This is a genomic window from Rickettsia asiatica (genome assembly GCF_007989425.1).
Lineage (GTDB): Bacteria > Pseudomonadota > Alphaproteobacteria > Rickettsiales > Rickettsiaceae > Rickettsia > Rickettsia helvetica.
Window position 1 is genome coordinate 245,433 of the sequence record NZ_AP019563.1, and the last position, 22,181, is coordinate 267,613.

Genomic DNA, 22,181 nt, shown 5'->3' on the forward strand with positions numbered 1-22,181 from the left:
CAAGTAAATCTATTATTTAAGAAAACAAATTTTGTATATCGTTGGAAACAGAAATTATAATAAGAAAAATTATGATTATTGCTCCTAATTGTAACAAAATATTTTTAGTCTTAGGATTCGGTAATTTACCTGTAATTGCTTCATATAATATAAATACTAAATGTCCGCCGTCAAGCACCGGTATAGGTAGTAAGTTAAGTAACCCTAAATTAACGGAAAGCATTGCTATAAATAATAGATACATTTGGCTTCCCCCCGCTATAGATTGTCCTGACTCTTTAGCAATAGCTACCGGTCCTTCTATCTCATCGAATGAACGTTTTCCTACAATCATTTGCGATATTGCTTTTAGAGTTAAAGCAGACATATCTATAGTAGTATTAATAGCTTCCCAAAATCCTCCTAAAACTCCTATTTTAGTATGAATAGGTTCATTTTTAGCTATAATACCGATGCGAAGAGTTTTCTTAACTTTCTTTTCTTCGGGAGGCGATATAATTATTTCTTGAGGCATTATATTAACGATAAATTCCTCATTTTTTCTTTCTATAGTTAAAGTAGAAGAACTAAAGCCGTTAATTAATATTTCTTTCTGCACATCCCCGAAATCTTTAACAGATTTATCGTTAACCTTAACAATTTTATCTCCTTCTCTTAAGTCTGCTCTCTCTGCCGGTGATGAAGCTACTACATCACCTATTATAGGAGGAATCTCTGTTTTGCCAAAGTAACAATAAAAACCTGCAAATATTATTATGGCAAGTAAATAATTAATTAACGGACCTGCTGCAACTATTAAAAAACGTTCTAAACAAGATTTAGCATAAAAAGCTACTTTTTCGTTAACTTCTTTAGTCTTATCCATAAGGTTGCGATCATAGCCGTAAATCTTGACATAGCCGCCAAGCGGTATAAGACAAATCTTCCACCTAACTCCTTGTTTATCGGTAATACCTATTAGTTCTTTACCGAAACCTATCGAGAACTCCTCAACTTTTACATTAAAATATCTAGCAATGTAATAATGCCCAAACTCATGGATAAATACCAAGATACTGATGGTTATAATAAATCCGATTATAGATAACATAAAAATTTTATAAGTTTACTAATAAATTATTTTAAGGTATAAATTGCAAGGTTACAGATATCATTTTGTCATTGTGAGTGGGTGTATTGCCTGCGTGGATGCCACATCGTCATTGCGAGCGACTGAAAGGAGCGTGGCAATCCAGAAAAAATAATAAAAAATTCTGATTTACAGAATTTTTTACTGGATTGCTTCGTCACAATTTTCAATTTTTCCTCGCAATGACGGTGAAACTGATACACGCAAGCAATACTCACTCGCAATGACGAAAATTAAATTTTAAATTTCTTTTCTCTATGAGTTCAAATAAAATTAATAAAAAGTCGATTGCACGTATTGCAGCAGTACAAGCTATTTATCAAAACATATTGCAAAATAACGAAGATATAGATGACATTATGCAAAATGTACTTTCTTTTTATCAAAATAATAATTATATAACAGATTTACCGGAGAATTTAAAAATATCATTAAGTATAAGTCATTTTAAAATGCTAGTAAAGTCAGTATTTGAAAATATTAATAAACTAGACGAAATTATCGACAATCATTTAACAAATGATAAAGATCCTGCACATATGCCGATCTTACTCCGAGCTTTATTGCGTGCCGGTATATGTGAGCTATTATTTTGCCCTACTACGCCTGCTAAAGTAGTAATCAACGAATATACGGACATAGCAAATGACATGTTAAATGAACACGAGATCGGTTTTGTTAATTCCGTATTAGATAAAATAGCAAAGGAAAATAAAAAAATCCCATGACAAATAATTTAAGCGGTTATAGAAATAAATTTGTTAGAGTTAAGACTTCTAAAAAACGTACCGTTTCCTCTAATAACTGGTTAAAACGACAATTAAACGATCCGTATGTTGCAAAAGCACGCATGGAAGGCTTTAGGTCGAGAGCTGCATATAAACTACTTGAAATTCATGAAAAATTTAAACTTTTTACTCCTAACATGAAAATTGTTGATTTAGGGGCAGCCCCTGGGGGATGGAGTCAAGTAGCTTCCAAGCTTATTAAAGCTTCGGATAATAACCTAAATAATAAAATAATCTCTATCGATTTATTAGAAATCGAACCTATTGCTGGAGTTGAATTTCTTCAAAAGGACTTTTTTGAAGAAGATACGGAAGAATTAATTATTCAGGCTTTAGACGGTAAAGCTGATATAGTAATGAGTGATATGGCATCAAATACCATAGGTCATAAAGCTACAGACCATATAAGAACCTTACTTTTATGTGAGCAAGCTTTTGAATTTGCTTTAAAAGTACTAAAACCCTCCGGTCATTTTATTGCTAAAATTTTTCGTGGCGGTGCAGAAAACGAATTATTAAATAAAGTGAAGCGTGAATTTAGAACGGTGAAACATTTTAAACCTTCATCCAGCCGCAGCGAATCTACGGAAATCTATTTAGTTGCTCTAAATAAGAAATAATGAATATGAAAGGTGAAAGGTGGTTTCCGCCTTTTATATAAATTGATTATATATGTTATTTTTTTATTTAACATACTAGAGGATATAGATGATAATTACTCATATCTCCTGTTGTTTTGACTTCTTGAGCATATTCTTGACTGCAGCTTTGAAAATCATTATACATCTCAACTAAATTAGCTCCAGTTTCAACTATTTGATTATATAAATTATTTTTTAAATTTAGAGTATTTTTAGCATATTTTTGTATTTCTGCTTCCCAATCATCTATGGTTAAAGTAATATTCTGTTTCAAATCAGAGAAATTAACAAGTCCATGTTTACTGATTCCGGCTATTATTTCCTCAAAGCCTTCGACTATTCCATTAATTCCTAGGTATTTTGTAACTTTTTGTTTGGCAAAATTATATAAATATGATGCCCATTCTTCTGATTGTGATAGTTCTGTTTTTTTACCAGGAAGTACCATTGTTGTTTTTCCCAAATGCTTATTAGTAATATTAATAAGATTATGTTTTGCATTATATATCTTGAAATGGGTAGCTAGCTCTTCTATTGGAGTTGTTACTTTTCCGGTAAATAAATTTTTTTCGATGGCTCTTACAATTATCGGTTTTGAGCCAGGGCTGTCAAAAGTTGTAGATTTATTAAAATGTAAGTTGCGAGAATGTATTTCTACTGAGGTTAAATCTGCAATTATTGCTCCAAGTGAATGACCGCTAGTATTAAAACTATATTCTGCGGCTTTACTTAAACTGCCTAATTTGTTAATTACTTCATTAATAAAATCCTGAAGCGGAGTTAGTTTAGTAGGTAAATAGTGAAGAGTGATAAGTCCATCGTCTAATAAATCATATATATTGAATTTTGTGCCGGCACTAGCAATATGAACTTCTTGAGTTTTTTTATTTATAAATGCGACGGCTTTATAACCATATTTAGCAGTGCTGATATGATCACATGAAGCAGTCAGTATTTCCCAGCCGCTATCTGTTAATTGTTCATTGACCTTTGATGTTTCTAGATTATAAATATTTAAATCATCTGTTTTATATGCGAGGTCTAACCCTATATAAGCAAGTTTTTTAGTGCTAATATGTTTAGAATTTTTGTGCTTAGACATATCTATCTCTTTTTTAACCTGTAACCATATTTTATGGTAATTTGAAATAAAAGTCAACTAATTAGTTAATGTCTATTAAGATATAGAATGTGAATTTATTTTAAAGTATTAAAATATTCTGCAAGCCGCAGTAGATTAAAGAAAATTTATAGAGTTGCTTTAAAGTAAAAAACCATCAACTATTTATCAATAATTGATGGTAATTTAGATTATAATTAAAGTATAGAAGTTTACTTTCCTATTAGAGATACTTCTACCCAGTCGTCTTCAATATCTTTTAACTCTAGGGTAGGCTCTTCTATCCCTTCCGGAGTTGTATTTGAAATAGTATCAATAGTGTTATTGCAAGCTTCTACTATATCTGAAATAGTATTAGCTCCACTGTGTGCTAATCTAGCAATACCGAAAACAACATACTCTAACATATCATTGGTATTAAATTATTATTTATATTGCCTATTTGTTCAACTTCCATAGCACAAGATTGTTGCAAATCATTATATGCCCAATGGAATATATCTACTCCAATCATACTAGTATATTCATCATCAGTAATTCTAGTTGTATCGAGTAAATATACATCCTTGCCGCTAGATGGAATAGCTTTAAGTTTTGAAGTATCTTCGTTATTTTCTAATATTTGTTCATTCCAATCGGCTATAGGTAAAACAGCATCATCTTTTAAATCAGCAAAATTCTTTAGCTTATGATTATTTATTCCTTCAACCATTTTATTAATGCCTAGATATTCTGCAACTTTGTAAGCGGCAGAGCCAGCCATATTATATAAATATGTCCCCCATCCTTCTGCTTTTGATGATTCTGACTTCTCAATATTATTTACTTTCGGTAGAATTAAGTGTATTTTACCGGCATGATTATTGGTAGTATTAATAATATTAGGTTTTGCATTATATATCTCAGAATGTTTAGCTAACTCTTCTAGCGGAGTTATTACTTTTCCAGTAAATAAACCTTGATTTATAGCATATTTAATTACTTCTTGTGAACCTGGGCTGTCAAAGGTTACGGATTTATTAAAATTTAAATTACGAGAATGTAATTCTACGCCGGTTAAATCTGCAACTATTGCTCCAAGTGAATGACCGCTAGTATCAAAAATATATTCTGCAGCTTTCTCAATACCGCCTATTTTTTCAATTACTTCATCAACAAATTTTTGAGCCGTTTTTAGTTTATTAGGAGCATAATGGAAAATGATAAGTACATCATCCCATACATCATTCATATCTGCTTTTGTGCCGGCACTAGCAATATGAATGGCCTTAGTTTCTTTATTTATAAATGCAACAGCTTTATAACCATATTGAGCTGTATTTGCATTATCACAAGAAGCAGCAAGTATTTCCCAACCACTACCTACTAAATGACTACCATTCGTCATTAATGCTTCTGTAAGATATCGATTTGTATCATCTGTCTTATACGCAAGATTTACTCCTAAATGGGCAAATTCCTTATGGTTTATAGCATTTGTAGGAATTTCTGTTATAGTTAAAGATTCAAATTCTTTCATTGATATTTCCAACATTAGTTTATCTTATATTACCACAAAATACGGAATTTTGTAACAAATGTCAAGTATTAATATTAACATCCATTAAGTTACTATTAAATAAAAATTGACATTTATTTACTTTTATTACACAGTGCATTTGCATTATACTCAAAAACCATGAAATATGGTAATTTAAATTTAATAAAGAGGAAACAATGTTTTCATCTAATAACATCCTTTGCTCTCTTTTCAAAAGCTATAATCATTTTTTCGGTTGCTTTGGTAAAATAAGTGCCAATTAATTTATCCAGTATTACGGACTTCATTTTAAAATCAATAAAGAATTTTAATTCAGTTCCTGCCGTGCATGGAACAAATTGCCAAGTACTTTTTAAATATTCAAAAGGTCCTGAAATAGCTACCGTATTAATCAAATATATTCCATCATCTGTTATTTCGCTTGTAACTCGTGAGTTATATTTTTCTGAAAAGCCTTTTAACTGAATTACTAACTCAGCAATGATCTCATTGTTATAGTCAATTGATTTGGACTCGCCTACATCGTCGCTCGTCGCTCTCCTATTAGTTATAGGCTTCGCTCCTCGCTCCTTGTATCCAAATCCAACTGAATTGACTATATCTTCTGAAATGATTCTAGCGGCAGAACACCAAGGCAAGAATTTAGGATAAGACTCTACATCCCACACCAAATCAAACAATTTCTGTGGCTTGTAAGGTAAAACCTTAATTTGCTCAAATGATGGCATAATATTAGAAATCTGTTACTTTACCTTTATGCTGCCAGTCCCCATACCTAGTAGGCTCCAAGCCTTTAACACCGCCAATTTCTTTTTCTTTTGGCAAATTTTCTTCTTCTAATATATTATTATTTTTTTTCATTCTTCATAGTAATAATGTGAGATTTAATCGTATTTATATTAATAGTAGTTTAGCTGAAAATAGCAAGATAGAATTAGCAAACGATCATATTCATTATATTAAAACGGTGCTACGTCTTAAAGTAAATGATGGCTTGCGTATCTTTAACGGTACGGATGGAGAATTTTTAGCACAAATTACCGATATAGGTAAGCCTAACCTATCGGTTAGGCTTAAAGAACAGTTAAAAAAGCCTTATACGGAATCTGCTTTAACTCTTGCTATTGCTATAATAAAGCAAGATAAATTAATGCTTGCAATAAATATGGCTACGCAACTAGGCGTAACTAAAATTATTCCGTTAATTACGAGGCGATGTCAATTTAGATCGGTAAATATCGAACGTTTAACAAAATGTGTGATTGAGGCAACAGAGCAATCAGAACGTCTTACTCCCCCGATAATTGAAAAAGCTATCACAATACAAGATTATCTTAAAAAGAATAATAATTTGATGTTATATGCTAATGAACATGCAAAAGAAGAAAATTCTATATTACGAATTTCATCATCACTTAATAATAGGTATATAACTATTATTGTAGGACCGGAGGGAGGCTTTACTAATGATGAGCTGGAACTTCTTGCCTCATATAAGAATACAAAATCTGTAAGTTTAGGAAGTAATGTATTACGTGCTGAAACAGCAGCAATAACTGCTATAGCACAAGTGAGGTTGTTACGATGTCATTCCCCGCGAAAGCGGGAATCTAATCACTCTGAATGTCATCCCGCGACTTGATCGCGGGATCCAGTTAAAAATACTAAAATTACTAGTATTGTAAGTTACATTTTTGGATCCTGTGGTCAAGCCACGGGATGACACTATGTGCGTTTTCCGAGCCATGCAACAAAACTAACGTAAAATAATCATTTCTCATTTTGAGCTATATATCTACTAAATTTTATAATTCTATAATTTATTAATCCTTCTTAAAAGTTTGATATATTACAGGTATAACAAAAATTGTAAATATAGTACCGATGCTTAATCCTCCAACTATTACAAAACCTATAGAATTACGAGCGGCAGCATCGGCCCCATCTGCAAAAACTAGAGGTAAAGCTCCGACTACAGCAGCAAGGGTAGTCATAAGAATTGGACGCAAGCGAAGTTTTGAGGATTCTATTATAGCTTCTTGAACCTTTACTCCTTTTGCTCTTAGCTGATTAGCAAATTCTACTATCATAATAGAATTCTTGGTAATTAATCCAATTAAAGTAATAAGTCCGATATTACTATACATATTAAGGCTATTTTACCAGCAAGCCAGAGAGCAAGTACACCGCCGGTTATTGAGAAAGGTACAGCGAGTAATATTAATAAAGGGTCAGTAAAGCTTTCAAATTGAGCTGCAAGCACTAAATAGATAAATACAAGAGCAAATACAAATGTTATAAGCATATTACTGTCTGCCTCTCTCATTTGTTTAATTTCTCCGATATATTCAATTATAGTATTACTAGGATCAAGTAACTTAGCGGCTATTTTATTGATTTCATTAATTGCATCATCAATTTTTTCGTCAGGAGCAAGATCGGAAGAAATAGTAACGGATTTTGAATTATTATAATGATTATATGATTTTACTGATATTGTTTCCGTAATATTGGCTATTGATTCAAGCGGTAACATATTATTATTTTTTGCTCTGATTAAAATTTTACTAAAATCGCTAATATCTTTTCGATCTTTTTGATTAAATTGTAATATAACATCATATAAATCATTACCCATTCTAAAATCCCCGATTTGTTGACCTGCAAGTAAATATTGTACTGTTTTGCCTATATTTGCCAAATCCATTCCGTATAAATAAGCCTTATCACGGTTGACTTCTATACTTATAGTCGGCATTGCTGATTGTAAATTTCTATTGACGTTTAAGAAAATAGGATTTGTTTTCATTATATCAATAAATTATTGTGATATTTTATCTAGATCATCATATTCAAGGTTCGTTTGAATAGTAAACTCGATAGGGCTACTTGCATTCCCGCTAACCATTGAACGTGGATCCATAGCGAAAATCGACATGCCTGGTATTTCGAAACACTGCTTATTTAACATATTCTTAATAGTTTCTTGGGAACGAGAACGCTCACCCCAATCTTTTAACGGAATGAATCCAAAAACATTATCGCTACCGCCTGCACCTATTACCATCAGATAACCTAATATATCTTTATAATTAGCAAGGATTTTTTCGGCTTCTTTCACTACTTTAGTAGAAGATTCTAAGCTAGAACCTTCAGGTCCTTTAAGAGAAACTTGTAAAAATTCTTCTTAGGGTACGAAAATTTTTTGAGTAAATTTAAAACTAATAATCAGTACTATAAATGATGATGCAATAATGATGACAAATTTCTTTTTATTGTCAAAAGTTAGCTTTAGATAGTAAATATATTTATTTTGAATAAATTGTAGAATGTCGTTAAACTTTACTAAGAATTTCGGTAAGTCCGTATTATGTTTTGTCACCATACGACTTGACATCATAGGAGTTAAAGTTAAAGCAACAAATCCTGAGAACAAAACACAAAATGCTAAAGTCCAAGCAAATTCAATAAATAATTTCCCGATAAAACCCTCTATAAAACCGACGGGTATAAAAATACGGCAGCAAGCGTAATAGTCATAGCAATGATTGCAAAGCCGATTTCTTTAGAAGCAAGCATAGCCGCTTCCATGGGTTTATGCCCCATTTCATTATATCTAAAAATGTTTTCAAGCATAACTATCGCATCATCGACAACTAAAACTATAGCAAGTATCATAGCAAGGAGCGTAAATATATTAATAGAAAATCCAAAAGCATACATTACACTAACAGTACCGATCAACGATACCGGAATTGTCACAAACGGAATTAAGGTAATTTTAGCAGAAGCAAGAAATAAATAAGTGACTAAAACACTAATATTAAAGCTTCAAAAATTGTTTGCAATACCGCATAAATTGATGCTTTTACAGGCGTTACTCCATCGTATGCGATACCCATACTTATTCCTTTGGGCATTGATTCTTTAATTCTTTCTAATTCTTTAGTTACTTCATTTGATAAATCTATGATGTTAGCTTTTGATTCTTTTATAAGACCAAGAGCAATGGAGCTTTTGCCGTTATATCTAAAAATTATGTCCTCATCGGGAGAAGTTAAAGATATTTTCACTATATCTCGTAATTTTATTATGCTTCCATTTTGTACTTTTAGAATAATATTGCCGAATTCTTCCGGTATAGATAAAGAACCTTCAAGAGTTACTATAAAATTATTACTTTTTATTTTAATTGTACCTGCGGGATAATCTTTATTTTGTTCTTTTATTGTGGATTCAATCTCTAATAAAGAAATTTTATGCTGATATAATTTTTTGGAGTCGGGTTCTATTCTCATTATATATTCCCGACCGCCGTAAATTTGTGATTGTCCTACGCTTTCAAGTAACGGTGTTTGTAGATTATCTTCGACGATCTTTGTTAATTCTAAATCGCTATATTGATCACTTTCAATACTTATAAAAAGACTAGGAAAACTATCGGCATCAAGTTTTGCAACCGACGGAGCCTTCATATCTTGTGGGAACATATAAGTGATATCTGATATTTTGGAGCGAACATCGTTTAGTGCTATTGCAATATCGGTAGATAGTAGAAACGATAAAGTAATACTACTTTCGCCGGTAAAACTTTGAGAAGTTATATAATCTAAATTTTTAACCGTCTTTAAAGCTTTTTCTATACGCGTTGTTATTTCTTTTTCCATATATAAAGCATCGGCACCTGCATAATGAGCATCGACATTTATAATGGGAACTGAAATATCCGGAGTTCCTCTAATTTATAGCTTGGTAAAAAAAATTGCTCCAAGAACTACGATAACCAAACTCAAAACCGTAGCAAAGACAGGACGTTTAATACAAATTTCAGACAGTAACATTGGATTTAATATATTTTTCTTTAAAAATTTTATTCTAAATTAATTCGAATAGCGAATATTATATAATCTGCTATTCGGTTAGAAATATTGAATATAAAAGGTGAAAAACGGTTTCCACCTTTTATATAAATTAAGTATATATTGTTTTTTATTAAAAAACTTATAATTTTTTACAGAGTAGAAAATTAGCTTTTATAATTTACTATTGATAATAAATTAGGGTTTTAATGATAAATTTTCACTTTAATTACTTGATTAAGATAGTTTTAACAGTATAACTGATGTAAAATGGCTACATTTTTCTATAAATTAATATAATAACGTATATATTTTAAACTTTGTAAATAACTGGCATTTGCAGTATGTGGGTAGTTTGTTATAATTAACTCACATAAAAAATATATTGATGTATATTTATTGCCAGTTGTATATATTATTTTATAAAAAAACATCAATACATATTAATCCATTAAAGGAGAGTTGATTTTATTATGAATACACATAACAAAAAAGAACCAAAAAAAATGAATAAAACCGAATTTATAGCATTTATGACCGACCATGGTCATAATCATAAAAATGCTTCACATAAAACATTAACAAAAGCTGATGCCGAGAAAGCACTTAATTTAGTTCTTGATAGTGTGATTAGTGCTATAAAGAGCCACCATAATATTAATATAACAGGTTTCGGTTCATTTGAAATACATCATAGAAAAGCACGTGAGGGGCGTAACCCAAAAACCGGAGCAAAAATGAAAATAGACGCTTACAATCAACCTACTTTTAGAGCCGGAAGAAAAATGAAAGAAGCTTGTAATTAATGATAAAGAAGTAACTTATAGTACTGATAATTTCCGAACCCCGTTACAAGCTTGCGGGGTGATACTAGAAACACCGGCTCATGCAACAATGCTCTGCAAAAGCCGGAATGATATAGAACGCTTCTTAAGTGCAATTCATAATGATATTACAACCATTGATAATTGAACACCTAGAGTTTAACTTAAAACATAATAAGCTATACAATAGTTGGCTTATCGAAGCCGAAAATATAGAGCAAGCTTTAAAAGACGTAGAAGAGTTTATATATATTAAGCTTTTTAAGAATAGCATTCCTCTTGAAAACAATCCTGATTATCATTTCATCGCTAGGGAAACTTTAGCTACATCTAATGCTAAAAATATTTCTATTGAACAAATAAGAAAATTACAAGACTTCTTAAGCAAAACTTCTGCAATTTCAGGTTATAAAGTTGCAGTAATTTATTCGGCGGATCTTATGAATTTGAACGCGGCGAATTCATGCTTAAAAATTCTTGAAGATGCACCAAAGAATAGTTACGTTTTTTTAATTACTTCAAGAGCTGCAAGTATTATATCTACAATTAGATCAAGATGTTTTAAAGTTAATGTTAGATCATCTATCCATAATACTAAAAGCGAATTATATTCTGAGTTTATTCAGCCGATAGCAGATAATGAAACGTTAGATTTTATTAATCGTTTTACTACTAAAGACCGAGAATTATGGCTAGATTTTATTGATAATTTATTATTATTAATGAATAGAATTCTTAAAAAATCTGCTAACGTTAATATTGAGCTTCTAGATTTAGAAAACAAGATTTTTAATAAACTGCCAAATAAGCATCCTTCCTATTTACTACAAAAATTTACCGACATAAAAAAGTTAATATATAATACCATTGATTATGATTTGGACTTAAAAACCAGTTATATATTAGTGGTGAATGAGTTTTCTAGTAATTAACACGATATCACTCCGTTCCTTTCCATGTTATCCATAAAACAACAAAACATATTGAGAGAAATATACTCCTTTTTTTAAAAAGATAGTTAATAGGTATTCAAGATGGAAAGCAGTTTCCCTCTCGAATATAAATTTAATTTATGTTTTATTTTGACTATTGTTCATTTACTCGTAGTATATATTAGGTTTTGGGAACTTTATAAATTAAATTATTTGCATGTTTAAAACTTTAACACAAAATTTAACGAAGATTTTTGATAAGCTAGTCAGCTCAGGGGTTTTGACCGAAGCCCAAATAGATGCTGCTATGCGGGATATAAGAGTAGCTCTTTTAGAGTCGGATGTTGCATTACCGGTGATAAAAGATTTTATAGCAGAAGTTAAACAAAAAGCTTTAGGGCAGGAGGTTATTAAGTCCGTTTCACCAGGGCAGATGATAATTAAAATTATCCATGAAGAGATGATAAATCTCTTAGCTTCAAGTGAAAGTGAGACAAAGATAAATTTAAATTCAAAGCCGCCTGTAAATTTCCTAATGGTAGGGTTGCAAGGGAGCGGTAAAACTACGGCGAGTAGTAAGCTTGCTTTACGACTGAAAAATCAAAATAAAAAAGTTTTACTTGTTTCTCTGGATACTTACAGACCAGCAGCACAAGAGCAACTCGCTATACTTGCAAACTCAGTACAGATTAATTCATTACCTATTGTGCAAGGTGAGAAACCTCTTGATATTGTCAAAAGAGCTATTGCCGAGGCTAAAATTTCTGCTTATGACGTCGTAATTTATGATACGGCAGGTCGTACACAAATTGATAAAGAGATGATGGAGGAGGCACTTGCAATAAAAAAGATAGTGGAGCCTACCGAAACTTTATTAGTAATTGACAGTATGACAGGACAGGATGCAGTAGTCATGGCAAGCGGCTTTAATGAAGAGTTAGAGATTTCAGGATTAATTTTATCTAGAATTGACGGCGATTCTAAAGGTGGTGCAGCACTTAGCGTAAAATATATTACTAAAAAGCCGATTAAATTTTTAAGTAGCGGTGAAAAACTAACCGATTTAGAAGAATTCGATGCTGAACGTTTAGCTTCTCGAATACTTGATATGGGTGATATTATCTCTTTTGTTGAAAAAGCAGCTAGTATCGTTGATAGAGAAGAAGCCGAAAAAACGGCAGCTAAATTAAAAAAAGGTAAATTCGATCTAAATGATTATATGCAGCAAATGAGAAGTATAAAAAAAATGGGAGGTTTTGGCAATATACTTAGCATGTTACCGGGTAGCGGTAAAATTATGGATCAAATAGATCAATCAAAATTAAATAGTAAAATAATTGAACATCAAGAAGCAATTATTTTATCTATGACGCCGAAAGAGCGTAAAAATCCTGATATAATTAATGCCTCTCGTAGAAAACGTATAGCTGCTGGAGCAGGAACTACGGTACAAAAGGTAAATATTTTGCTAAAGCAATATAAGCAAATAAACGAGATGATGAAAAAAGCCAGTAAAATGAATCCTAAGAATCTATTACATAGCGGAATTGAAAAATTGTTTTCTTAAATAACTTTATGGATACATATTTATTATGAATACAGAAAAAGAAATGATAACAAATTGTATTGATGCACTTTTTGAACCGGATAGCCCATGGGATAAAATAGCACAATATGTTGAAGGTAAAGGTGAGTTCGTCCATCCAATACTTAATATTGCCACTATTTATGATTTACATTATGGTCTTATTGATTTGCGTAAAAGTTTTCCGGATATGACTCAAATTGTTAAATTAGTTGGAGTTCTTAAGAATGGTAACTTAATTGCTAAAACTTTTGCTTCAGCAACATTTAAAGAAGACCTCGCTAATTTTAAAGTAAACGGTAAGCATTGGTGTATTCCGGTATATTGGGAATTTGAATTAAACAATGGAAAAATTAAAATTGCTTCGGAATTAGCTAACCATCATGCAATTAATAATCAATTAGGTCTTGCCTTATTTAAAGCCCTATTTGAATTAGAATAATATTTTTATTGGCTTAGTTTATTTCAATTTATAATTGCAAAAGTAATATTAATTGTGTATTTATAATGGTAGTATATCATTAATATTTATGTCTAAAAACCTAAAGCACGACAAGATTATACGAAGTGCATTTGAAAATCCAATAGTTACCAAAGAGTTTTTTCAAATGCACTTACCACCACATATACAAAGTTTGGCTTCTTTTAAAACCCTTAAAATGGAAAAAGATAGTTTTATAGATAAAACACTTAAGAAATCCATATTAGATCATTGGCTGCAAGAAGGTAGAGAAGAAGGCAGAAGAAAAGAAAAAATTATTATAGCAAAAAATTTAATCAAAGCTGGTTTAAAAACTGACTTAATAATTGCTTCAACCAGATTAAAAAAAGAAGAAATTGAGAAATTACAACAAACTGCCTAAATTCTTTAAAAATATGAAAGTTACGGCAGATGATTTAAGCATTTATATTCATTGGCCTTTTTGTTTGTCAAAATGTCCATATTGTGATTTTAATTCTCATGTGGCAAGCACTATAGACCACAATCAATGGCTTAAATCTTATGAAACGGAAATCGAGTATTTTAGGGATATTATTCAAAATAAATACATTAAATCTATTTTTTTCGGCGGTGGAACTCCTTCGTTAATGAATCCTGTAGTCGTTGCAGGAATAATAAATAAAATCAGTAATCTAGCAATTATTGATCATCAAACCGAGCTAACTCTAGAAACCAATCCTACATCCTTTGAAACTGAGAAGTTTAAAGCATTCAAATCCGCTGGAATTAATCGTGTTTCAATTGGAGTACAATCCTTAAAAGAAGAGGATTTAAAAAAATTAGGTAGAACTCATGATACTTTGCAAGCCATCAAAACAATTGAGGCGGCAAATGCGATTTTTCCAAGAGTATCATTTGATTTAATATATGCACGTAGCGGTCAGAAATTAAAAGATTGGCAAGAAGAATTAAAACAAGCTATGCAGCTCGCTACTTCGCATATTTCTCTTTATCAGCTGACTATCGAAAAAGGTACGCCGTTTTATAAATTATTTAAGGATGGTAATCTGATTTTGCCGCATTCAGACGCGGCAGCTGAGATGTATGAATGGACGAATCATTATCTAGAATCTAAAAAATATTTTAGATATGAAATATCCAATTATGCTATGATAGGGAATGAATGTTTGCATAACTTGACTTATTGGAATTATAATAGTTATCTAGGTATAGGTCCTGGAGCTCATAGTAGAATAATTGATGCTTCAAGTTCGGTATCGGCAATTATGATGTGGCATAAACCTGAAAAATGGTTAGATTCGGTTAATACAAAAAATGTCGGTATTCAAACTAACACTAAGTTAACACATCAAGAAATCATTGAAGAAGTACTAATGATGAGTTTACGTCTTAGCAAAGGCATAAATATTTCTACATTAGAACAGAAAATAAACGCAAAATTAGCAGATATTTTAGACATGAATAACCTGCAACATTATCAAAACCAAGACCTAATTAAGTTAGATAAAAATATCTATCTTACCGATAAAGGTTTAATGCTGCATAGCTACATAGTACCTAGATTAATTATATGAAAATTATTCAAGTAATTTTAAAGTTTATAATTATTTTTATTATTCCTTCTATTCATGCGATGGAATGTAAACTTGAGTATAAGACCGAAAAGATATACGTAGACGGTATTGAGTATGATCAAAAAGTCGGAAATCCAATTACACCGATAGCAGGTGCTATTAAGGCAGATAATATTGATGAAGTAAAAAAATATCAGATGAGGGATATGGAGTAAATCAACCATGCTTGGGTCGGACTCCTCTAGATTATGCTATATCGAATAATAATATAAAAATTGCCGATTTTTTATTAAAGCGTGGTGCATCCATGAATTTAATCCATATAAATATAGGATTTATGAAGCCGGAAATTGCCGAATTTTTAATTAATCAGGGAATGAGTCCTAATTTATAAGATATGAAGACGGTATCCACGCAACAATGCCTTGCGAGGAGCTGTGTTAGCAACACACATTAATCTTAGGAGTTTTTGCACTATCTACCGGTCTTATTGTGTGGATCGAGAAACGTATGTCATTCCCGCTTTCGCGGGAATCCAAAAAAAACGAAATTATTTGAGCTTTTAATATGAAAAATTAAATATATTTATATCTTTTAGTTACTGAATTCCCGCTTTTAGCTAGGAATGACATCGATCCATGCAACAAGACCCTATCTACTGGACAATTACCACCATTCTACGAATGCTCGCAATGATGTTTTTACGTGATTTACATAAAACCGTTTGGTATTATGGTTATTATACCCATATCCAAGATTGAGCAGAATTTGCTAATATACCTTGGTTTATATCTTTCACTGAATATATTCTAATAAAATAACGGTCTTTTCCATCCCATTTAGGACTATAGCTATCTCTTTTATGTAAAACCATTTTATTGCTTAATACAACGATATCACCGGAAGTAACATATATATAGTTTTGAATAGATTTTTGATCTACGATTTCTCTAATTTTATTTAAAAACCCTGCTGCTCTTTGTGTTTCAGGAATAGCATCCATTTTTATTCTGCTGTAATAACCATTAGCATGTTCTACTAATAAAGGGAGATTCTTGCTCATTATTTTACATGAAAAAGAATCTGCACTTGTTACTGTAAATTCATTACTACACCCTATTAAGATATCTTGATAGCTTAATTGATTTAATATATCTTTAAGACTAATATATGCTATAGGTAGATTCTCATATCCTTTATTTACAATACTGAAAATTAAGTAATCGGGTAAAGAGGGAGATAAGTTATCACTCTTCTCTGTCATTGGACGGTATGCAGCATCTACATGCCAATCTAAATCATTATACGGCGATTGAGAGCTACGTTCATTATGAGCATTACGTCTTGGTACTACTGCTCTAATAATATTCTTGTCTTCATCTTTATATAAGATAGAAAAACTACCGATTGTCCCTATTACTCCATACATATGACAAATTAATTCTTCTATTCCGCTAATCCGAACCTCACCGTCATAAGGGGTCATTATATTATAATTTTTTTGATCGATGTTTTTTATATGTATAATTTCTGTATCATTATTTACGGCATCTGTAATCTCTTTTATATAATTTACATAGTTTGTGTCTAAAAAATACGGTAGATTTATATAGATTTTCGGTAAAGTTATTTAAAACTTCATCGCTATTATTAGACATCTTTCCAAACCAGCTTATAGAGAGGAATTTAAAGGAGACATGGAACGCAGCACCGCAGCGTATATAGACAATCGCGCAGATGCGAGTCTAGGCTCAACGCATAAATTACCTCTAGAAGCGAAGTTTGGAAAGATGTCTAATATTAAAATTTTTTAGATAAATTTCCTTTCTCATAATATAAATCATTGCTAATTCAACTCAAATGACTATGGGACTGTTAACAAAATAATTTTGTTAACAGTCCCATATCTTTAAATCTTTTTTATAACTGAGTTCCAATTTTTAGAAGCATTAATAATACCGAAAGGATCTACATATTTTGTATCTACTAAATATAAATCTTTTTTTTCTTTCAACCAACTAGTTAATCTAACGATTTTATTGTTTAAATTTTCTAATTTTGCTATACAAGTTTTTTCATCTAAAGTTTTCCTCCAAACATCATAGCACGCATTATTATAATCAATATTAGTATCTTCAATGATGAAATAATCCCCTTCTTCAAAGATATTATTATGAAAATATTCTAAAATACCTATAGTATTAATATGAGCATCTTCTATTAAAAGTATAGGATATACTATTTCGGATATTTTTTCTTTTGGGAATATCGCTTCTACTTTATTAAAATCGCCTTGTAAAAACTCTATTCTATTATCTCCTTTTACAGTTTGATCAATATTTTCAAAATCGAATCTATACTAATAACTTTACCGTCTTTTACCGACAAACTTTGTATGTCCGCTAACCAAAGGGCGGAAGCTCCTTTAAAACTTCCAAATTCAATTATGGTTTTGGGTTTTAATTCTTGAATTAAACCTTGAGTAATAACAATCTGAAAAGGACTTTTTTGTAATGGTATATTTTTCCAATTAATATCACAGCTATTTTCAGCGATAGAATGCTAAAATGATTCAGATATATCACTTACTGAAGTTCTATTATTTATAGATACAAACCTTTTTGATTGTACTGTATTATTTAGGAACTTTAACATACATCCTCAACTTTAAGTTAATATAGCTATTATAATACATACTTTAGATTCTAAAATCAATAGAATTTTTAAATCAAAAATTGAAATAAAAAAAGAAATTTTGATAACTATACTTCAAGTAAATGAATAGGAAGTAGTGTTGTTGTGTTAATACCCAAGCTGTCATTACGAGCGGGCATTATTGCATGAATAGGTGTTATTCCCGAGAAAGCAGTAATCCAGTAACTAAAAGATACAAATATATTTAATTTTTCATATTAAAAGCTCAAATAATTTCGCTTTTTCCTGGATTTCCGCTTTCTCGGGAATGACATAAAACGCATTTTTCGATCCATGCAACAATGCCTATAGTCGCTTGCAATGACGATATCCGGCCTTAGTTAGCAATATTATTAAGATAAATATACTTCCTTATCTAAAGTATCTTCGCTGTTATCTATAATCATAGTAATTGTTGCATCGCCGGTAATATTGATAGTAGTACGTAGCATATCAAGTATTCGGTCAATACCGGCAATAATTGCTACTCCCTCTATAGGTAAGTGAACCGAAGAAAGAACCATAGGCAGCATTATCAAAGAGGCACCGGGAATACCGGCACCGCCGATAGATCCAAGTGTTGAGGTGAGAATAATTACTAAATAGTCGTGAGGAGCAAGCGTTACTCCCATCATCTGAGCAAAGAATATAGTAGTAAGAGATAAATTTATAGCAAAGCCATCCATATTAATTGACGCACCTATTGGAAGTACAAACGAAGTACTAGACTCTGAAATGCCAAGCTTTTCACGACAAACTTGCATAGTAGTTGCAAGAGTCGCTTTGCTACTTGAAGTAGAAAAAGCAAGTATCTGATACTCAAAACTTTTCTTATAAAAAGGTATAGGGGAAACACGGCAGAATACATATATAAGTAAGCCAAAAACTAAATATTGGAATGTCATCGCTATAACTACCGCTACAACAAGTTTCGATAAACTAATCATTACCTCAACTCCCTGCATGCCTACAATCCAACCTGTTAAAGCAAAAGCACCGTAAGGGGATAATTGAATAACAAACGATATCATTTTTAATATTAATTTTGACATTACATGAATTAAATCAGTAATAGGTTCACCGATAGATTTCATTTTGTTTAAGGTAATCCCAACAAAAATAGCAAAAAATACAACTTGCAAGACATCACCGTTTGCAAAAGCCCCAACAGCATTATCAGGGACGATATTTACAAAAAAATCAATTATATTAAATGAAGTTCTGCTTGTCGTTCCTGAAGAGGTGAAATCTATATGTATGTCTACTCCTGGCTTTAATACTAAGGCAACAGTGAGTCCAAAAACCGTGGCAAAAAAAGTAGTACCTAAAAAAGCGGCTACCGCTTTCATTCCTACTCTACCAAGAGCAGAAGTATCATTCATACTAGTGATACCGGAAACCAAACTGAAGAAAATTAAAGGGGTAATGATCATTTTTATCAAGCGTAAGAAAATGTCACCGATAGGTTTAATATAATTAACATATTGTGGTAAGTATATACCAAATATAATACCTAAGATTAACCCTAAGGTAACTTTTTGCCATAATTTCATAATTTACTTACTTAATTTTTAAATTTGTTCAACTATAAGTTTATTTACTATTTTGGTCAACCCATTCTAAGTACTTTTGAAAGCCATAGTCAATATTTATTTTTATTATTTGCGGTAATTCATAATTATGAATTTCAAGGAGTTTATTTTCAATTTCGTTATAATTAGAAGATTTTGCTTTAATTACAAGTCTATATTCGGTTTCTAAAGTTACTCTACCATCCCATCTAAAGTAACTTTTGACATCGTCAATTTGAATACAAGCAGCAAGATTTAATTCTAACAAAATAGATGCTATTTTTTCGGCAATTTGCAAATCATTAGTAGTAGTTAAAATTAAACAGCAATCTTGCATACTCGATGAACTTGAAAAATTGGCTACGTCATCTTTGTAAGTCCTCGGATGCCCACGTACTCCTGTACGCTCCGCTCCTCGGCTTACAGATTCCTTGCTCTTTTCTACTAAGTTGATCTTTGTATAATCCCTCTTCATTTCATAGAGATACATACCTAAACCTCAACAAAACAATTCGGTGTTTCATATAGTTTGAGGCTCGCTATGAAGAAGTTTTGACCTATGAAAAGTTTAGGAAAAATTTCATTCTTTAAATGCATCGCTATATTTTCTGCAGTTGGGTTATTTTGCATGTAATATATTTTTTGACCGGTACAATTTTCTATTTGCTGCCCCATTTTTTTATCGTCTTGATGTAGGATTAAGCTATGATCAAAATTTTCGTCAATCCATTTTTTAGCTAAATCCTTAATTAAACCAAAATCGATTACCATACCAAGTTTATCGATTTCGTTTGCAGCTATAGTTATCTCAAGAACATAGCGATGACCATGTAAAAACTGACATTTATTTTGATGTCCAATAATTCTATGTCCTGCATCGAATTCAATGCGACGAGTACATTTTATCATTATTATATACTTTCTTTCTTTGAATAATTTTACTTCTTTTTCAAGAAGTAAAAACGGGACGCAAATCGTCATTGCAAGGAAAAATTGAAAATTGTGACGAAGCAATCCAGTAAAAAATTCTGATTTACAGAATTTTTTTAATTATTTCTGGATTACCACGCAGCCTACAGTTGCTCGCAATGACAACATTTTCTACAAATTTAATAATAACTTCTCTGGATTTTCAATTAGTTCTTTAATTTTTACTAAGAATGATACTCCTTCTTTCCCGTCAATTATACGATGATCGTAAGATAAAGCTATATACATCATTGGACGTATTTCAATTTTACCATCTATAACTACAGCTCTTTCTTCAGTTTTATGTAAGCCTAGAATACCTGATTGAGGTGGATTAATAATCGGTGTAGATAATAATGAGCCATATACGCCGCCGTTAGAAATCGAGAATATCCCCCCTGACAAATCAGCCATAGAAAGCTTACCCTCACGAGCTTTTTTAGCCAAAGTTCCTATAGCTTTCTCCACTTCGGCAAATCCCATTTTATCGGCATCCCTAACAACCGGTACAACAAGTCCTTGCTCTGTTCCGACAGCTACCCCTATATCGTAATAATTCTTATATACTAAATCATCGCCGTCTATTTCAGCATTTACCGATGGAATAAGCTTTAAAGCTTCTATAGTTGCTTTAACAAAAAACGACATAAATCCAAGTTTCACAGCATGCTTTTTCTCAAACTCTTCTTTATATTGATTACGCAAGGCAATTACTTTTGACATATCGATTTCGTTAAAAGTAGTCAAAGTAGCTGCCGTATTTTGTGAATCTTTTAAACGCTGTGCAATAGTTTTACGCAAGCGTGACATGCGAACACGCTGCACTCTATCTTCATTAGATTTACTTATTGTAGGAGCAGAAGTAGCTGCAGGCGTAGTGTTTATTGTTGCAAGTACGTCACCTTTGGTAATTCTACCGTCTCTACCTGTTCCTTTTATATTATTGGGGTCAAGCTTATTTTCGGTAACTAATTTTTGTACGGAAGGAGCAAGAGTATTATTAGCCACGGCGGGTTTTTCTACAGGTTTTTCTGAAGTAGGTTGCGTGGCTATTTGAGCTTTAGCAGATTCATTATTAGTACCGGCAGTATTTGCAGCTGCCCCTTCAGTTATTTCGCCTATTTCTTCGCCAACTGCTACATTTGCACCATCAGTTTTCGATATTTTACCTATAGTACCGTTGCAAGGAGCATTAACTTCTAAAGTCACTTTGTCGGTTTCGATTTCTAACAATAATTCATCGGTTTGAACTGAATCACCTTCTTTCTTATACCATTTGGCAATAGTTGCTTCCGTTACGGACTCCCCAAGTGACGGTACTATAATTTTAACGCTCATAATTTATTTTACTCCTATATTTGTATGGCATCGCCCTGTATAGTTCTATCGTCATTGCGAGAAGACGCCATAAGCGTCGACGAAGCAATCTTGGGCAAATTCCTGAGGTTGCCACGCTCCTTTCAGTCGCTCGCAATGACGATTCTTAGGCAAT

Annotated in this window: 21 protein-coding genes and 5 pseudogenes; 12 read left to right on the plus strand and 14 right to left on the minus strand. The window is 31.7% G+C overall.

The window, feature by feature from the left end:
- Positions 1–16: 16 nt before the first annotated feature.
- Positions 17–1,090 (minus strand): RIP metalloprotease RseP, encoded by a 1,074-nt coding sequence (gene rseP, locus RAS_RS01340; protein ID WP_147141642.1) that lies wholly within the window; start codon positions 1,088–1,090, stop codon positions 17–19.
- A gap of 296 nt (positions 1,091–1,386) precedes the next feature.
- Between rseP and nusB the strand changes: the two genes are divergently transcribed.
- A complete protein-coding gene (gene nusB, locus RAS_RS01345) occupies positions 1,387–1,857 on the plus strand; it encodes a transcription antitermination factor NusB (protein WP_147141645.1) in 471 nt (156 codons plus the stop codon).
- Positions 1,854–2,537 carry an RlmE family RNA methyltransferase gene (locus tag RAS_RS01350; protein ID WP_147141648.1) on the plus strand — a complete coding sequence of 228 codons (684 nt, stop codon included), beginning with the start codon at positions 1,854–1,856 and terminating at the stop codon, positions 2,535–2,537. Before nusB ends, RAS_RS01350 begins: the two co-directional genes overlap by 4 nt.
- A 67-nt stretch (positions 2,538–2,604) precedes the next feature.
- Here the strand turns inward: RAS_RS01350 and RAS_RS01355 are convergent, their stop codons facing one another.
- From RAS_RS01355 to RAS_RS01375, 5 genes and pseudogenes are all read right to left on the minus strand, one after another.
- Positions 2,605–3,660, minus strand: a complete 1,056-nt coding sequence (locus RAS_RS01355; RefSeq protein WP_147141651.1) for a hypothetical protein — start codon at positions 3,658–3,660, stop codon at positions 2,605–2,607.
- Between the two features lie 230 nt (positions 3,661–3,890).
- On the minus strand, positions 3,891–4,085 hold the full coding sequence (locus tag RAS_RS01360) for an RP165 family protein (RefSeq protein WP_147141655.1): 195 nt from the start codon (positions 4,083–4,085) through the stop codon (positions 3,891–3,893).
- On the minus strand, positions 4,079–5,197 hold the full coding sequence (locus tag RAS_RS01365) for a hypothetical protein (protein ID WP_147143899.1): 1,119 nt from the start codon (positions 5,195–5,197) through the stop codon (positions 4,079–4,081). Before RAS_RS01365 ends, RAS_RS01360 begins: the two co-directional genes overlap by 7 nt.
- A 203-nt stretch (positions 5,198–5,400) precedes the next feature.
- On the minus strand, positions 5,401–5,946 hold the full coding sequence (locus RAS_RS01370) for an SRPBCC family protein (RefSeq protein WP_147141658.1): 546 nt from the start codon (positions 5,944–5,946) through the stop codon (positions 5,401–5,403).
- Between the two features lie 4 nt (positions 5,947–5,950).
- Positions 5,951–6,079, minus strand: a pseudogene (locus tag RAS_RS01375) (DUF1674 domain-containing protein); the annotation flags it as partial.
- A 16-nt stretch (positions 6,080–6,095) separates the two neighbouring features.
- Here RAS_RS01375 and RAS_RS01380 point away from each other — a divergent pair.
- A complete protein-coding gene (locus tag RAS_RS01380; RefSeq protein ID WP_147141665.1) occupies positions 6,096–6,860 on the plus strand; it encodes a 16S rRNA (uracil(1498)-N(3))-methyltransferase in 765 nt (254 codons plus the stop codon).
- A 181-nt stretch (positions 6,861–7,041) separates the two neighbouring features.
- Here the strand turns inward: RAS_RS01380 and RAS_RS01390 are convergent.
- Positions 7,042–9,960 (minus strand): annotated as a pseudogene (locus RAS_RS01390) (efflux RND transporter permease subunit).
- A 590-nt stretch (positions 9,961–10,550) separates the two neighbouring features.
- Between RAS_RS01390 and RAS_RS01395 the strand changes: the two are divergent.
- From RAS_RS01395 to RAS_RS01430, 8 genes and pseudogenes are all read left to right on the plus strand, one after another.
- Positions 10,551–10,883 (plus strand): HU family DNA-binding protein, encoded by a 333-nt coding sequence (locus RAS_RS01395; RefSeq protein WP_147141668.1) that lies wholly within the window; start codon positions 10,551–10,553, stop codon positions 10,881–10,883.
- Between the two features lie 140 nt (positions 10,884–11,023).
- Positions 11,024–11,833, plus strand: a complete 810-nt coding sequence (locus RAS_RS01400) for a DNA polymerase III subunit delta' (protein ID WP_172616105.1) — start codon at positions 11,024–11,026, stop codon at positions 11,831–11,833.
- Between the two features lie 217 nt (positions 11,834–12,050).
- Positions 12,051–13,400 (plus strand): signal recognition particle protein, encoded by a 1,350-nt coding sequence (gene ffh, locus RAS_RS01405; protein ID WP_147141671.1) that lies wholly within the window; start codon positions 12,051–12,053, stop codon positions 13,398–13,400.
- A 25-nt stretch (positions 13,401–13,425) separates the two neighbouring features.
- On the plus strand, positions 13,426–13,860 hold the full coding sequence (locus RAS_RS01410) for a hypothetical protein (RefSeq protein WP_147141674.1): 435 nt from the start codon (positions 13,426–13,428) through the stop codon (positions 13,858–13,860).
- Positions 13,861–13,948: 88 nt separating this feature from the next.
- A complete protein-coding gene (locus RAS_RS09305; protein WP_147141677.1) occupies positions 13,949–14,281 on the plus strand; it encodes an Rpn family recombination-promoting nuclease/putative transposase in 333 nt (110 codons plus the stop codon).
- Positions 14,282–14,294: 13 nt separating this feature from the next.
- Positions 14,295–15,455 carry a radical SAM family heme chaperone HemW gene (gene hemW / locus RAS_RS01420; protein WP_147141680.1) on the plus strand — a complete coding sequence of 387 codons (1,161 nt, stop codon included), beginning with the start codon at positions 14,295–14,297 and terminating at the stop codon, positions 15,453–15,455.
- On the plus strand, positions 15,452–15,670 hold the full coding sequence (locus RAS_RS01425) for a hypothetical protein (protein ID WP_147141683.1): 219 nt from the start codon (positions 15,452–15,454) through the stop codon (positions 15,668–15,670). The genes hemW and RAS_RS01425 overlap by 4 nt, the downstream gene beginning before the upstream one ends.
- An 11-nt stretch (positions 15,671–15,681) precedes the next feature.
- A pseudogene (locus tag RAS_RS01430) lies at positions 15,682–15,890 on the plus strand (ankyrin repeat domain-containing protein); the annotation flags it as partial.
- A 304-nt stretch (positions 15,891–16,194) separates the two neighbouring features.
- Here the strand turns inward: RAS_RS01430 and RAS_RS01435 are convergent.
- Positions 16,195–16,941 (minus strand): Fe(II)-2OG oxygenase family protein, encoded by a 747-nt coding sequence (locus RAS_RS01435; protein ID WP_147141688.1) that lies wholly within the window; start codon positions 16,939–16,941, stop codon positions 16,195–16,197.
- 163 nt (positions 16,942–17,104) lie between these two features.
- Between RAS_RS01435 and RAS_RS01440 the strand changes: the two are divergent.
- Positions 17,105–17,251: pseudogene (locus RAS_RS01440) on the plus strand (palindromic element RPE1 domain-containing protein); the annotation flags it as partial.
- A 428-nt stretch (positions 17,252–17,679) separates the two neighbouring features.
- On the opposite strand, the pseudogene RAS_RS09310 reads toward RAS_RS01440, so the two are convergent.
- The 6 genes and pseudogenes from RAS_RS09310 to odhB all read right to left on the minus strand — a co-directional run.
- Positions 17,680–17,778: pseudogene (locus RAS_RS09310) on the minus strand (CmcI family methyltransferase); the annotation flags it as partial.
- Complete coding sequence (locus RAS_RS09315; protein WP_332094833.1) at positions 17,778–18,011, minus strand: CmcI family methyltransferase; 234 nt, start codon at positions 18,009–18,011, stop codon at positions 17,778–17,780. The pseudogene RAS_RS09310 and the gene RAS_RS09315, both read right to left, overlap by 1 nt.
- A gap of 491 nt (positions 18,012–18,502) precedes the next feature.
- Complete coding sequence (locus tag RAS_RS01450) at positions 18,503–19,702, minus strand: dicarboxylate/amino acid:cation symporter (protein ID WP_147141693.1); 1,200 nt, start codon at positions 19,700–19,702, stop codon at positions 18,503–18,505.
- Between the two features lie 40 nt (positions 19,703–19,742).
- Positions 19,743–20,057, minus strand: a complete 315-nt coding sequence (gene cutA / locus RAS_RS01455) for a divalent-cation tolerance protein CutA (protein ID WP_232049386.1) — start codon at positions 20,055–20,057, stop codon at positions 19,743–19,745.
- Positions 20,058–20,212: 155 nt separating this feature from the next.
- Complete coding sequence (locus tag RAS_RS01460) at positions 20,213–20,629, minus strand: 6-pyruvoyl trahydropterin synthase family protein (protein WP_147143908.1); 417 nt, start codon at positions 20,627–20,629, stop codon at positions 20,213–20,215.
- A gap of 192 nt (positions 20,630–20,821) precedes the next feature.
- Positions 20,822–22,027: a 2-oxoglutarate dehydrogenase complex dihydrolipoyllysine-residue succinyltransferase gene (odhB, locus tag RAS_RS01465; RefSeq protein WP_147141699.1), complete on the minus strand. Its 1,206-nt coding sequence runs from the start codon at positions 22,025–22,027 to the stop codon at positions 20,822–20,824.
- Between the last annotated feature and the right edge of the window lie 154 nt (positions 22,028–22,181).

What these genes read in the sequence shown, in the direction of transcription:
- ffh (WP_147141671.1), top strand. Translation starts at nt 12,051, where the DNA reads ATGTTTAAAACTTTAACACAAAATTTAACGAAGATTTTTGATAAGCTA.
- RAS_RS01370 (WP_147141658.1), bottom strand. Translation starts at nt 5,946, where the DNA reads ATGCCATCATTTGAGCAAATTAAGGTTTTACCTTACAAGCCACAGAAA.
- RAS_RS01350 (WP_147141648.1), top strand. Translation starts at nt 1,854, where the DNA reads ATGACAAATAATTTAAGCGGTTATAGAAATAAATTTGTTAGAGTTAAG.
- nusB (WP_147141645.1), top strand. Translation starts at nt 1,387, where the DNA reads ATGAGTTCAAATAAAATTAATAAAAAGTCGATTGCACGTATTGCAGCA.
- cutA (WP_232049386.1), bottom strand. Translation starts at nt 20,057, where the DNA reads ATGCAAGATTGCTGTTTAATTTTAACTACTACTAATGATTTGCAAATT.
- RAS_RS01360 (WP_147141655.1), bottom strand. Translation starts at nt 4,085, where the DNA reads ATGTTAGAGTATGTTGTTTTCGGTATTGCTAGATTAGCACACAGTGGA.
- RAS_RS01410 (WP_147141674.1), top strand. Translation starts at nt 13,426, where the DNA reads ATGAATACAGAAAAAGAAATGATAACAAATTGTATTGATGCACTTTTT.
- RAS_RS01400 (WP_172616105.1), top strand. Translation starts at nt 11,024, where the DNA reads ATGATATTACAACCATTGATAATTGAACACCTAGAGTTTAACTTAAAA.
- RAS_RS01365 (WP_147143899.1), bottom strand. Translation starts at nt 5,197, where the DNA reads ATGAAAGAATTTGAATCTTTAACTATAACAGAAATTCCTACAAATGCT.
- RAS_RS01355 (WP_147141651.1), bottom strand. Translation starts at nt 3,660, where the DNA reads ATGTCTAAGCACAAAAATTCTAAACATATTAGCACTAAAAAACTTGCT.
- RAS_RS01425 (WP_147141683.1), top strand. Translation starts at nt 15,452, where the DNA reads ATGAAAATTATTCAAGTAATTTTAAAGTTTATAATTATTTTTATTATT.
- odhB (WP_147141699.1), bottom strand. Translation starts at nt 22,027, where the DNA reads ATGAGCGTTAAAATTATAGTACCGTCACTTGGGGAGTCCGTAACGGAA.
- hemW (WP_147141680.1), top strand. Translation starts at nt 14,295, where the DNA reads ATGAAAGTTACGGCAGATGATTTAAGCATTTATATTCATTGGCCTTTT.
- RAS_RS01435 (WP_147141688.1), bottom strand. Translation starts at nt 16,941, where the DNA reads ATGACCCCTTATGACGGTGAGGTTCGGATTAGCGGAATAGAAGAATTA.
- RAS_RS01395 (WP_147141668.1), top strand. Translation starts at nt 10,551, where the DNA reads ATGAATACACATAACAAAAAAGAACCAAAAAAAATGAATAAAACCGAA.
- RAS_RS09305 (WP_147141677.1), top strand. Translation starts at nt 13,949, where the DNA reads ATGTCTAAAAACCTAAAGCACGACAAGATTATACGAAGTGCATTTGAA.
- rseP (WP_147141642.1), bottom strand. Translation starts at nt 1,090, where the DNA reads ATGTTATCTATAATCGGATTTATTATAACCATCAGTATCTTGGTATTT.
- RAS_RS01450 (WP_147141693.1), bottom strand. Translation starts at nt 19,702, where the DNA reads ATGAAATTATGGCAAAAAGTTACCTTAGGGTTAATCTTAGGTATTATA.
- RAS_RS01460 (WP_147143908.1), bottom strand. Translation starts at nt 20,629, where the DNA reads ATGATAAAATGTACTCGTCGCATTGAATTCGATGCAGGACATAGAATT.